Source organism: Streptomyces sp. NBC_00102, from assembly GCF_026343115.1.
Lineage (GTDB): Bacteria > Actinomycetota > Actinomycetes > Streptomycetales > Streptomycetaceae > Streptomyces.
Genome location: NZ_JAPEMC010000001.1, coordinates 566,352 through 578,351 on the forward strand (window position 1 = coordinate 566,352; position 12,000 = coordinate 578,351).

The 12,000-nt window shown below is 71.6% G+C and carries 10 protein-coding genes; 1 reads left to right on the forward strand and 9 read right to left on the reverse strand.

Annotation, left to right across the window (positions count from 1 at the left end; translation table 11 throughout):
* Nucleotides 1-72: 72 nt before the first annotated feature.
* Genes ruvX through OHA55_RS02490 form a run of 4 tightly spaced genes read right to left on the reverse strand, consistent with a single transcriptional unit; the run spans nucleotide 73 to nucleotide 4,034 of the window.
* Nucleotides 73-558, reverse strand: a complete 486-nt coding sequence (gene ruvX / locus OHA55_RS02475) for a Holliday junction resolvase RuvX (RefSeq protein WP_266702330.1) — start codon at nucleotides 556-558, stop codon at nucleotides 73-75.
* Nucleotides 555-3,224: an alanine--tRNA ligase gene (alaS, locus tag OHA55_RS02480; protein ID WP_266702332.1), complete on the reverse strand. Its 2,670-nt coding sequence runs from the start codon at nucleotides 3,222-3,224 to the stop codon at nucleotides 555-557. The genes ruvX and alaS overlap by 4 nt, the downstream gene beginning before the upstream one ends.
* Complete coding sequence (locus OHA55_RS02485; RefSeq protein ID WP_266702334.1) at nucleotides 3,224-3,580, reverse strand: DUF6167 family protein; 357 nt, start codon at nucleotides 3,578-3,580, stop codon at nucleotides 3,224-3,226. The genes alaS and OHA55_RS02485 overlap by 1 nt, the downstream gene beginning before the upstream one ends.
* Nucleotides 3,581-3,587: 7 nt before the next feature.
* A complete protein-coding gene (locus tag OHA55_RS02490) occupies nucleotides 3,588-4,034 on the reverse strand; it encodes a DUF948 domain-containing protein (RefSeq protein ID WP_266710393.1) in 447 nt (148 codons plus the stop codon).
* Nucleotides 4,035-4,267: 233 nt separating this feature from the next.
* On the opposite strand from OHA55_RS02490, the gene OHA55_RS02495 reads away from it, so the two are divergent.
* Nucleotides 4,268-6,484 (forward strand): regulator, encoded by a 2,217-nt coding sequence (locus OHA55_RS02495; protein WP_266702336.1) that lies wholly within the window; start codon nucleotides 4,268-4,270, stop codon nucleotides 6,482-6,484.
* A 19-nt stretch (nucleotides 6,485-6,503) separates the two neighbouring features.
* On the opposite strand, the gene rpsD is transcribed toward OHA55_RS02495, so the two are convergent.
* The 5 genes from rpsD to OHA55_RS02520 all read right to left on the reverse strand — a co-directional run bounded on the left by rpsD (nucleotide 6,504) and on the right by OHA55_RS02520 (nucleotide 11,977).
* Nucleotides 6,504-7,118: a 30S ribosomal protein S4 gene (rpsD, locus tag OHA55_RS02500; protein WP_018524225.1), complete on the reverse strand. Its 615-nt coding sequence runs from the start codon at nucleotides 7,116-7,118 to the stop codon at nucleotides 6,504-6,506.
* Between the two features lie 323 nt (nucleotides 7,119-7,441).
* Complete coding sequence (locus tag OHA55_RS02505; RefSeq protein ID WP_266702339.1) at nucleotides 7,442-8,818, reverse strand: replication-associated recombination protein A; 1,377 nt, start codon at nucleotides 8,816-8,818, stop codon at nucleotides 7,442-7,444.
* Between the two features lie 132 nt (nucleotides 8,819-8,950).
* Entirely contained in the window at nucleotides 8,951-9,586 is a 636-nt protein-coding gene (locus OHA55_RS02510) for a vitamin K epoxide reductase family protein (protein ID WP_266702341.1), read from the reverse strand.
* 426 nt (nucleotides 9,587-10,012) lie between these two features.
* Nucleotides 10,013-11,275, reverse strand: coding sequence for a histidine--tRNA ligase (hisS, locus tag OHA55_RS02515; RefSeq protein ID WP_266702343.1), 1,263 nt, complete (start codon nucleotides 11,273-11,275; stop codon nucleotides 10,013-10,015).
* Between the two features lie 15 nt (nucleotides 11,276-11,290).
* Entirely contained in the window at nucleotides 11,291-11,977 is a 687-nt protein-coding gene (locus OHA55_RS02520) for an MBL fold metallo-hydrolase (RefSeq protein ID WP_266702345.1), read from the reverse strand.
* Nucleotides 11,978-12,000: the final 23 nt, after the last annotated feature.

Sequence of the window (12,000 nt, forward strand, 5' to 3'; positions counted from 1 at the left end):
TTGCCGTCTCTTCGCTTCGCCGTGCGGGCTTTCGAACACCGCAGCATCGCGCGGAACGTTACCGTATCGCGATCACAGCACCACTTCGACGCCCTCGCCGGGTGCGTGCCCCGACGCCCGTTCGGACTCCAGCGCGTTCTGCAGGATCACCACGGCGGCGGCCTGGTCGATGACGGACCGCCCCTTCTTGGACCGGACGCCCGAGGCGCGCAGCCCCTGGCTCGCCGTCACCGTGCTCATCCGCTCGTCCACCAGCCGCACCGGCAGCGGGTGGACCGCGCGGGCGAAGACCTGGGCGAAGGCCCGGATCTTCGCCGCGGCGGGACCCTCGCCGCCGCCCAGGGACCGGGGAAGGCCGATGATGACCTCGATCGGCTCGTACTCCTCGACGATCTGGCCGAGCCGCCGGTGGGCGGCCGGGACGTCACGTCCCGGCACGGTCTCCACCGGCGTCGCCAGGATGCCGTCGGGGTCGCACGACGCGACCCCGATCCGGGCGTCCCCGACGTCGATCGCGAGCCTGCGTCCGCGACGCATCGGGGCACTCTCCTCGGTCATGCGGTCTCGGTGACCAGGCGCTCGACGGCGGCGACGGCGTCACCGATGGCGTCGGGGTTCTGACCGCCGCCCTGGGCGACGTCCGGCTTGCCGCCGCCACCGCCACCGAGGGTCTTGGCGGCCGTGCGCACCAGGTCGCCGGCCTTGAGACCGCGCTCACGGGCGGCCTCGTTGGTGGCGATGACCGTCAGCGGGCGACCGTTGGCGGTGGTGAAAAGGGCGACCACGGCGGCCCGGCCGCCCTGGATACGGCCGCGCACGTCGAGCACCAGGCGGCGCAGGTCGTCGGCGGAGGTGCCGTCCGGCACCTGACCGGTGACCAGGGCGACGCCGCGTACGTCCTTGGCGGAGTCGACCAGCCCGGCGGCGGCCTGGAGGACCTTCTCCGCGCGGAACTTCTCGATCTCCTTCTCGGCGTCCTTCAGCTTGCCGAGCATGGAGGCGATCTTCTCCGGCAGCTCCTCGGAGCGGCCCTTGACCAGCTCCTGGAGCTGGGCGACGACCGTGTGCTCCTTGGCGAGGAAGTTGTACGCGTCCACGCCCACCAGGGCCTCGATGCGGCGCACCCCGGAACCGATGGAGGACTCGCCGAGCAGCTTCACCAGGCCGAGCTGGGAGGTGTTGTGGACGTGGGTGCCGCCGCACAGCTCCTTGGAGAAGTCGCCGATGGTGACGACCCGGACCCGCTCGCCGTACTTCTCGCCGAACTCGGCGATGGCGCCCTGCTTCTTGGCCTCGTCGATCGACATGACCTCGGCCTGGACGTCGAGCTCCCGGGAGAGGACCTCGTTGATCTTCTGCTCGACGTCGACGAGGACCGTGCCGGGAACGGCGGCGGGCGAACCGAAGTCGAAGCGGAAGCGGCCCGGGGAGTTCTCCGAACCGGCCTGGGCAGCCGTCGGGCCGAGCGCGTCGCGCAGCGCCTGGTGGGTGAGGTGGGTGGCGGAGTGGGCGCGGGCGATGGCCCGGCGGCGGGTGATGTCGATGGTGGCGTAGGCGGAGGCGCCGACGGTCACCTCGCCGACCTGGACGACACCCTTGTGCACGCTGACGCCGGGGACCGGCTTCTGGACGTCGCGGACCTCCACGACGGCGCCGCTGTCGAGGCGGATGCGGCCGGTGTCGGCGAGCTGGCCGCCGCCCTCGGCGTAGAACGGGGTGCGGTCGAGGACGACCTCCACCTCGTCTCCCTCGGTCGCGGCGGGCGAGGGCACACCGTTCACGAGGAGGCCGACGACGGTCGACTCGCCCATGGTGGTGGTGTAGCCGGTGAACTCGGTGGCGCCGGCGGTGTCGGCGACCTCGCGGTACGCGGAGAGGTCCGCGTGACCGGTCTTCTTGGCGCGGGCGTCGGCCTTGGCCTTGTCGCGCTGCTCCTGCATGAGGCGGCGGAAGCCGTCCTCGTCGACGGCCAGGCCCTGCTCGGCGGCCATCTCCAGGGTCAGGTCGATCGGGAAGCCCCAGGTGTCGTGGAGCAGGAACGCCTTGTCGCCGGCGAGGACCTGGCCGCCGGCGGCCTTGGTCTCGGTGACGGCGGTCTCCAGGATGTTGGTGCCGCCCTTGAGGGCCTTCAGGAAGGCGGTCTCCTCGGCGAGCGCGACCGTCTCGATGCGCTTGCGGTCGGTCAGGAGCTCCGGGTACTGCTGCCCCATCGTGTCGATGACCACGTCGATCAGGTCCTGCACGACGGCGCCGGTGGCGCCCATCAGGCGCATGTTACGGATGGCGCGGCGCATGATGCGGCGCAGCACGTAGCCGCGGCCCTCGTTGCCCGGGGTGACGCCGTCGCCGATGAGCATGACGGAGGTGCGCATGTGGTCGGCGACCACGCGCATGGAGACGTCCGTGGTGTGCGCGGCGCCGTAGCGGACGCCGGTGAGCTCGGTGGCCTTGTCCATGACGACGCGCAGGGTGTCGGTCTCGTACATGTTCTGCACGCCCTGCAGGATCATCGCGAGGCGTTCGAGGCCGAGACCGGTGTCGATGTTCTTGGACGGCAGGTCCCCGAGGATCGGGAAGTCCTCCTTGCCGTCGCCGGCGCCGCGCTCGTACTGCATGAAGACCAGGTTCCAGATCTCCACGTAGCGCTCGTCGTTGACGGCCGGGCCGCCCTCGACGCCGAACTCGGGGCCGCGGTCGTAGTTGATCTCGGAGCAGGGGCCGCAGGGTCCGGGGACGCCCATGGACCAGAAGTTGTCCTTCTTGCCGAGGCGCTGGATGCGCTCGGAGGGGACACCGATCACGTCGCGCCAGATCGTCTCGGCCTCGTCGTCGTCGAGGTAGACGGTGATCCAGAGCTTCTCCGGCTCCAGGCCGAAGCCGCCGTCCGCCACGGAGCCGGTGAGCAGCTCCCAGGCGTGCTTGATGGCGCCTTCCTTGAAGTAGTCGCCGAAGGAGAAGTTGCCGCACATCTGGAAGAACGTGCCGTGGCGGGTGGTCTTGCCGACCTCTTCGATGTCCGGGGTGCGGACGCACTTCTGCACGCTGGTGGCGCGGGGGGCCGGCGGCTTGGCCTCACCGAGGAAGTACGGCTTGAAGGGCACCATGCCCGCGTTGACCAGCAGCAGAGTCGGGTCGTCCGCGATGAGCGACGCCGAAGGGACGACGGTGTGACCGCGCTCCTCGAAGAAGCTCAGCCAGCGACGGCGAATTTCGGCCGACTCCATCAGTGGTCCTCATTCCGGTTGTTCGAGTTGTAGGGGAGGGTGCGGTACAGGGGGGCCTCGTCCGCGCGGTACGCGGTTCCGGCCGCTTCGACGGCGCGGTGGCGCCGTACGGGGAGCTCCGGGTCGACCGGTGCGTCCAGGCCCAGCGCTCCGCCGAGTTCGGCCTCGCGCCGGACCATGCCCTCGCGCACGTCGAGGGCGAAGTCCTTGAGCCGGTGACCGGTCTCGATCGCCTTGTCCGCGGCCTGCGCCGCGAGGCTCTCGGGGCTGAGCTGCTTGATCTTTCGGTTCACCTTGGTGGTGGCCCACACGCCGGCTGCTGCGCCGGCGGTGAACCAGAAGGTTCGGCGGAACATCGCTGGTTCAGTCCTTCTGTCCGCGGGAGCTGCGCCCGTTCCGCTTCTTGCGGGCGGACGGCACGGTTCGTCCGACGACCACGGTACGGCGGGGGGCCGGGGCTTCACGCCCGGGCCCCGGTTCGGTGCGGCGGCCGAGGGCCTGGCGGACGCCGTAGCCGAAGGCCGCGACCTTCACCAGGGGGCCGCCGAAGGTGGAGGCGACGGTGGTGGAGAGGGCGGAGGCGTTGGAGGTGACCTCCTGGACGTCCGACGCGATGGCGTCGACCTTGTCCAGCTGGGTCTGTGCGGAGCGCACGGTCGCGGAGGCGTCGGCCAGCAGCGGCACGGCCTGCTCTGTCACGTCCGCCACGAGCTTGGTGGTCGCCCTGAGCGTCTGGGCGAGCCTCACCAGCACCACGGCGAGGAACGAGACCAGGATCGCCCAGAAGACGGCCACCAGGATCCCGGCCACCTCTCCACCGGACACTGTGCACCGCTCCCTGCTTGTCGCTCGCCCCAGGGGGGCCTGTCACCGTCCGGACCGGCCGCGGCGCCCGGGTGCGAACCCGCCGCTCCGGCCAGTCGTCGTGCCCACGAGCCTATCGCGCCGGGCGTCACGCCCTGTACCGCATTACCCGTGGCCGGGGCAGGGGTCTCGGGAGAAGTTTGTACGCAGCGCTTCCGAGCCAGTACTCTGCGTGTTTCATGCGACCCCTTCAGGGCCGGTCCCCCGAACCCGACGATCAGGGCTCCGGGCACGCCCCCCGCCGCGGTGGGCTGCCCGCGGAGCTGAACACCTTCGTCGGACGCCACGACGATCTCGCCGCCGTCGGCGCGCTGTTGGAGGAGACCCGGCTGGTCACCGTCGTCGGTGTGGCCGGCGTCGGGAAGACCCGCTGTGCGGTGCGTCTCGCCTCGCTTCTGGAGAAACGGTACTGCCACGGGGTCGGGGTCGCCGACCTCGCCGACCTGGCAGGTCCCGACCTGCTGGAGCACGCGGTGGTCGACGCGCTGGGCCTGACCGACCACACCCGCAGGCCGCCCCGGACGATCCTGCTGGAACATCTCGCGGGCCGTGAGGTGCTGCTGGTGCTCGACGGGTACGAACAGCACGTCGATGCCTGCGCGGACCTGGTCCAGGAGCTGCTGCGCCGGGCGCCGCGCCTGCGGGTGCTCGCGGCGGGCCGGCTCCCGCTGCGGGTGGACGGCGAACGGCTCCATCCGCTCGCGCCGATGGGCGACGAGGACGCGCTGGAGCTGTTCGCCGCCCGGGCGGGTGCGGTACGGCCCGGCTTCGCGCTCACCGGAGCGGCCCGGGAGACGGTACGGGAGCTGTGCCGGCGGCTGGACGGGATCCCGCTCGCCGTGGAACTCGCCGCCGGACGGATGCGGGCGCTCGCGCCGGAGCAGATCCTCCAGCGCCTGGACGACCGCTTCCGGCTGCTGACGGGCGGCAGCCGGAGCGCCCCGCCGCGCCACCAGACCCTGCGCACCGCGATCGGCTGGAGCCACGAGCTCTGCGCACCCGAGGAACGGCTGCTCTGGGCGCGGCTCTCCGTCTTCGCCGGACAGTTCGACCTGGAGGCGGCGGAGTACGTCTGCGGCAGCCCGGACCTGCCGGCCGACACCGTGCTGGACGTGCTGGACGCGCTCCTCGCCCAGTCGGTGGTGCTGCGCGAGGACTCCCCCGCCGGCACCCGTTACCGGCTGCTGGACACGATCCGCGAGTACGGGGCCCAGTGGCTGACGGCCACCGGGGACGCCGAACGCCTCCGGCGACGGCACCGGGACTGGTTCCTGGGGCTCGCGACCTGGTGCGAACTGGACTGGTTCTCCCCCCGGCAGGAAGTGGTGGCGGCCCGTGTCGAGTGCGAACTCCCCAATCTGCGCAGGGCGATGGAGTGCTCGATGGAGTCCGCGGACGAGGTCCACCTCGCGCAGTACCTGGCGGGGACCCTCTGGTACTTCTGGGTCGGCTGCGGGCGGCTGGCCGAGGGCAGGTACTGGCTGGAGCACGTGCTCGACGAGGAGGCCGGCCACGACCCGTCGCGGCTGAAGGCGCAGTGGGTGCTCGGATACGTGGCGGTGCTCCAGGGCGACGCCATCGGCGCGATCTCCGCGCTCCAGGAGTGCCGGGAGGGCGCGGAGCAGTCCGGGGACGAGACGGCCGCCGCGTACGCGGTGCACCGCACGGGCTGTCTGGCTCTCGTCACCGACGACGTGGTGCGCGCCGAGGAGTCGCTGCGGGACGCGCTGGCCCGGTACCGGGAGGTGGGCGAACTCAACAGCAACGTCCTGATGGCCCAGGTGGAACTGGGCATGGCCCGGGTCTTCCAGGGGGACCTGGAGGACGCCGCCGCCCACTGCCGCGAGGTCGAGGAGATCTGCGAGGACCACGGGGAGCGGTGGGTCCGGGCGTACGCGCTCTACGTCCTGGCCTTCGTGGCGCTGCGGCAGGACCGCCCCGGGGCGTGCCGCCGGATGGTCCTGGAGGCGCTGGACACCGGCCGGCGGTTCCACGACCCGCTGGGCGGCGTGCTCTGCCTGGAGCTGCTGGCGCTGCTGACCGTCGTGGAGGGCGACGCGACGGAGGCGGCCGTGCTCCAGGGAGCCGCGTCGGCGATCTGGCCGTCCGTGGGGGTGCCGGTCTTCGGCTCGGTCCACTACGGCGCTCCGCGTGCGGAGTGCGCCGCGCGGGCCCGCGGGAAGCTGGGGGAGGACGCCTACGCCGCCGCCCTGCGCGCCGGGGCGCTGCTCGACTTCGACACCGCGGTAGGGCGGGCGTTGGCCGGCGGCCGCCCGGGGGCGGCGGGGGACGGCCCGGCGGTGGAGGGCCCGCCCGTGACGGGCGTGCCGGCACCCGGGGAAACGCGAAGGCCCGCCGCCTCCCGGATGACCGAGAGGGGCGGGCCCGAGCTCTGATGCGAGCGCTGCGCCTGGATCAGCGGGCGTAGTACTCGACGACGAGCTGCTCGTCGCAGATGACCGGGATTTCCTTGCGGTTCGGGTCCCGGTCCAGGCGGAAGGCCAGGGCCTTCAGGTTCACCTGGAGGTAGCGCGGGGTCTCACCGTCGGTGTCGTAACCACCCTCGCGGGCCACCTGGAAGGGGACCTTGGAGCGGCTGCGCTCGCGGACCTGGACGACGTCGTCGGGGCGCACGCGGAACGACGGCTTGTCGACCTTGCCACCGTTGACCTCGATGTGGCCGTGGACGACCATCTGACGGGCCTGGTAGATGGTGCGGGCGATGCCCGAACGCAGGACCAGGGCGTCGAGGCGGCGCTCCAGCTCGACGACGAGCGCCTCGCCGGTCTTGCCTTCGGCCTTCTTGGCGCGGTCGTAGGCGCGCGCCATCTGGCGCTCGCTGATGTCGTACTGCGCACGCAGGCGCTGCTTCTCCAGCAGACGGACCTTGTAGTCCGAGTTCTGCTTGCGGCCACGGCCGTGCTCGCCCGGCGGGTACGGACGCGCTTCGAAGTACTTGACAGCCTTGGGCGTCAGAGCGATGCCGAGGGCACGCGACTTCTTGACCTTGGGACGCGACTGGTTAGGCACGTTCTCCAGACCTCCGTTGTAGGGGTTTACCTCAGTGGGGAGATCGCGCGTCTCGCCCTGGGAACACCACACACATCACGGACATCACGAAGCAGCGACGGCACGCACAAGGGTGCCGTAAGCGACGGAAGGCCGATCTGATCGTGGTCAGCCGCGTCCCAGCGGGCTTGAAAATCGTCGGCTGCCGTCAGCAGGCCGAACGCACACGAACTCGTCTACAGACTACCTGCTCCGGGAGGGTGCTCGTACCCGGGGCCGGTGTGACCTGTCCCGGACCGCCGCACCGGCGGTCCGCCCCCCGCACGCGCGAGGGGCCCCGGGCGTCAGCGCTCGCGCGCGCCGGTGTCGCCGCCGGTGCGGCCGAGGCGCACGCGGACCCGGTCGGCCACGTCGGCGTACCTGGCCTCGGCGCCGTACCGGGTGGGGGTGTAGTACCGGCGGCCCCGGACCGCCTCGGGGGCGTACTCCTGGGCGGCGATGGCGCCGGGGACGTCGTGCGGGTAGACGTACCCCTGGGCGTGCCCCAGTTTGGCGGCTCCCGCGTAGTGGCCGTCACGCAGATGGGCGGGGACAGGGCCGGCCATTCCCTTCCGGATGTCCTCGCGGGCGGCCATGATCGCCAGGGTGGCCGCGTTCGACTTGGGGGCGAGGGCCAGGGCGATGGTGGCGTGGCTGAGGGTGAGGGCCGCCTCGGGGAAGCCGATCAGGGCGACCGCCTGGGCGGCGGCGACGGCCGTCGGCAGCGCGGTCGGGTCGGCCAGCCCGATGTCCTCACTGGCCGAGATCATCAGCCGGCGGGCGATGAACCGGGGGTCCTCCCCCGCCTCGATCATGCGCGCCAGGTAGTGCAGTGCCGCGTCCACGTCCGAGCCCCGGATCGACTTGATCAGGGCGCTCGCCACGTCGTAGTGCTGGTCGCCGTCCCGGTCGTACCGTACGGCGGCCTGGTCGACGGTCTCCTCGACGGTCGAGAGGGTGATCTCCGCCTCGTGCTTGGCCAGGGCTGCCCCGGCGGCGGCCTCCAGCGCGGTGAGCACGCGGCGGGCGTCGCCGCCCGCGATGCGCAGCAGATGCTCCTCCGCGTCCTCGGGGAGGGTCAGGGCGGAGCCGAGACCGCGTTCGTCGGTGAGTGCGCGGCGCAGCAGGGCACGCAGGTCGTCCTCTTCGAGGGACTCCAGGGTGAGCAGCAGGGAGCGCGACAGCAGCGGCGAGATGATCGAGAAGTGGGGGTTCTCGGTGGTCGCCGCGATCAGCGTGACCCAGCGGTTCTCGACGGCGGGGAGCAGGGAGTCCTGCTGGGCCTTGGAGAAGCGGTGGATCTCGTCGAGGAAGAGGACGGTCTCCTTGCCGAAGCCGCCGGAGGCCCGCCGGGCGCCGTCGATGACGGCCCGGACCTCCTTGACGCCCGCGGTGATCGCCGAGAGTTCGACGAACCGCTTGTTGGTGGCCTTGCTGACCACGTAGGCGAGGGTGGTCTTGCCGGTGCCGGGCGGCCCCCAGAGGATCACCGAGGACGGGCCGGCCGGACCGCCGCCGGCCTCGCCGACGAGCCTGCGCAGTGGGGAGCCCTGCTTCAGCAGGTGCTGCTGGCCGACCACCTCGTCCAGGACCCGGGGGCGCATCCGGACAGCGAGGGGGCTGCTCGACGGGTCCTTCTCCTGGCGTTCTTCGGCTGCTGCGGTAAAAAGATCGGGCTCCACGCAAGGAAGCCTAAGCCACCGCACCGACAGCGCGGCGGGCCCGGCCACCGGTGTGGGCGCCGCGTGACGCCGGACGCCCGGGGCACTCCCCCGGGCGCGCACACCCGCGGCCGGGCCCCCCGCGGGCGCCGGTCAGCTGGTCCAGAAGTCCCACCAGCGGGTCAGGATCAGCATGCCGATGATGCCGATCCAGAGCACCGGGGGCGCCCAGTGGAACTCGGTGAGGGCGTTCCGCAGCCAGGAGGGCGCGGGCAGGATGCGGTGCTTCACGTTGTGGATGGTGACGTAGCAGAACATGGTGATCGTGGCGACCCAGGCCAGGCAGCACCAGAGGCAGAGCGAGTTGATGTTGTACAGCGACTGGTACTGGAGCCAGGTGCAGAAGCCGACGCCGAAGAGGGTGCCGGCGTTCAGGCCGAGCCAGTACCAGGAGCGGAAGCGGGCTCCGGCGAGCAGGGCCATGCCGATGCCGATCACGATGGAGTAGGAGACGAGCCCGATCATCGGGTTCGGGAACCCGAAGGCGGCGGCCTGCTCGCTCTTCATCACGTTGCCGCAGGCGACCACCGGGTTCAGGCTGCAGCCCGGGGTGAAACTCGGGTCTTCCAGGAGCTTGAACTTGTCGATGGTGATGACCCAGGAGGCCAGCAGTCCGGCCGCTCCCGTGATCACCAGCAGCAGAGCGAGGGCGCGGCCGCTCCCGATGGTCCTTCCACCGCCGCCCTCGGCCTGGGTCGAGGAGTGGTGATCTACCGCTGCAGTCGTCATATCGCCGTTCCATCGCTGAGTGTCCGACCGGGCACGGTCATTCTGCCGTACCACCGTTCGGGTCTTCCGTTCGATCCGCATAAGGACGTGCGACGGCCGGGCGCTCTTCCTCGCCGGTACGGGCGGGGTCCACGGCTCTGGCGTGGCGGAACAGCACCGGAGCGGCGGATCGGGGTCCTTCGGATTCGCGCCGGAGGTACGGGCCACAATCGCCCTGGCGAATGACGCGGGGAACGCGGGATTGACAGCGCACCGGTCGAGCGCGGGCGCCCACCGGCGGTGCGCGCTCCCGGTCGCGCACCGCTCAGTCCCGCGGACACGCCGAGGGGCGGCCCGGTCCTTGGACCGTGCCGCGCCGAGGGGCGGCCCGGTCCTTGGACCGTGCCGCCCCTCGTACGCCGTACCCGTACGGTCCCGCGGTGTCGCTCAGGCGAGGCGCTCGCGCACCGCGTCGGCGATCCCGTCCAGCGGCACCGCCGTCTGCTCGCCCGACTCCATGTCCTTGAGCTGGACGACGCCCTCGGCGAGGTCGCGCTCGCCGGCGACGATCGTGTACCGCGCCCCCGAGCGGTTGGCGCTCTTCATCGCGCCCTTGAGGCCGCGCGAGCCGAACGCGAAGTCGGCGGCGATCCCGTCCTTGCGCAGCGCGGTGACCACGCCGAAGAGCACCCGGCGGGCCTCCTCGCCCAGCGGCACGGCGTACACGCTGGTGACGGCGGGGATGTCCAGCTCGATGCCCTCGGCCTCCAGGGCCAGCACCGTGCGGTCCACGCCCAGCGCCCAGCCGACGGACGGCAGCGCGGGGCCGCCGATCATCTCGGAGAGGCCGTCGTACCGGCCGCCGCCGCCCACCGCCGACTGCGAGCCCAGTCCGTCGTGGACGAACTCGAAGGTGGTGCGGGTGTAGTAGTCGAGGCCGCGGACGAGCTTCTCGTCGTCCTCGAACGCGACCCCGGCGGCGGTCAGCAGCCCCCGCACCTCCTCGTGGTACGCCTTGCAGGCGTCGCAGAGGTGGTCGCCGAGCTTGGGGGCCCCGGCCAACTGCTTCTGCACCTCGGGCCGCTTGTCGTCGAGCACCCGCAGCGGGTTGATCTCGATGCGGCGGCGGGTCTCCTCGTCCAGGTCGAGATCGCGCAGGAAGCCCTGGAGCGCCTCGCGGAAGACGGGACGGCACTCCTTGTCGCCGAGCGAGTTGAGCAGGATGCGGAACCCGGTCAGCCCCAGCGAGCGGTACGCCTGGTCGGCCAGGATGATCAGCTCGGCGTCGAGCACCGGGTCCTCGGCGCCGATGGCCTCGGCACCGACCTGCGAGAAGTGGCGGTAGCGGCCCTTCTGCGGACGCTCGTAGCGGTAGTACGAGCCGGAGTACCAGAGCTTGACCGGCAGGTTCCCGGCCTTGTGGAGGTTGGCCTCCAGCGCGGCGCGCAGCACGGAGGCGGTGCCCTCGGGACGCAGCGCGAGCTCGTCGCCGCCCTTGGTGGTGAGGGTGTACATCTCCTTGGTGACGATGTCGGTGGACTCGCCGACGCCGCGGGCGAAGAGGTTCACGTCCTCGAAGCCCGGGGTCTCGATGTAGCCGTACCCGGAGCTGCGCAGCGGGGCGGAGATGGCCTCACGGACCGCCAGGAACTTCGCGGAGTCCGGCGGGATGAGGTCGTAGGTGCCCTTGGGGGCCTGGAAAGTGCTCACAGGAAGATCTTCTCGTCACATTCCTCGGCGCGGCGCGTCCAGCCCGTTCAGGAACGGGTTGGCGGCGCGCTCGCGGCCGATGGTGGTCTGGGGGCCGTGGCCGGACAGCACCACGGTCGAGTCGTCGAGCGGCAGGCACACGCGGGCCAGCGACTCGAGCAGCTCGGCGTGGTCGCCGCCGGGCAGGTCGGTGCGTCCGACGGAGCCGGCGAAGAGCAGGTCGCCCGAGAAGAGGACCGGCGGTACGTCGCCGGCCTCGGGCATCCTGAACGTCACCGACCCCTTCGTATGGCCGGGCGCGTGCGCGACGCCGAACTCCATCCCGGCCAGCTCCAGACGCGCGCCGTCGCTGAGTTCCTTCACGTCGTCCGGCTCACCGATGGTCAGCTCGCCCATGAGCGGCATCCCGATGGAGCGGCCGAGGGCCTTCTCCGGGTCGCTCATCATGTAGCGGTCCTCGGGGTGGATCCAGGCGGGCACGTCGTGGGAGCCGCAGAGCGGGACGACGGAGGCGACGTGGTCGATGTGTCCGTGGGTGAGCACGACCGCGACGGGCTTGAGCCGATGCTTCCTGAGCGCGTCCTCGACTCCCTGGGTGGCCTGGTGGCCGGGGTCGATGATCACGCACTCCTCGCCGGCGGCGGGGGCGACCAGATAGCAGTTGGTCCCCCAGGCCCCGGCGGGGAACCCGGCAATGAGCACGATCGTCCTTCGTTCGGTCCGGC

Bases quoted from the DNA above. Each gene is read 5' to 3' on its own strand.
- alaS (WP_266702332.1), bottom strand. From the start codon at position 3,224: ATGGAGTCGGCCGAAATTCGCCGTCGCTGGCTGAGCTTCTTCGAGGAG.
- ruvX (WP_266702330.1), bottom strand. From the start codon at position 558: ATGACCGAGGAGAGTGCCCCGATGCGTCGCGGACGCAGGCTCGCGATC.
- OHA55_RS02485 (WP_266702334.1), bottom strand. From the start codon at position 3,580: ATGTTCCGCCGAACCTTCTGGTTCACCGCCGGCGCAGCAGCCGGCGTG.
- OHA55_RS02495 (WP_266702336.1), top strand. From the start codon at position 4,268: ATGCGACCCCTTCAGGGCCGGTCCCCCGAACCCGACGATCAGGGCTCC.
- OHA55_RS02510 (WP_266702341.1), bottom strand. From the start codon at position 9,586: ATGACGACTGCAGCGGTAGATCACCACTCCTCGACCCAGGCCGAGGGC.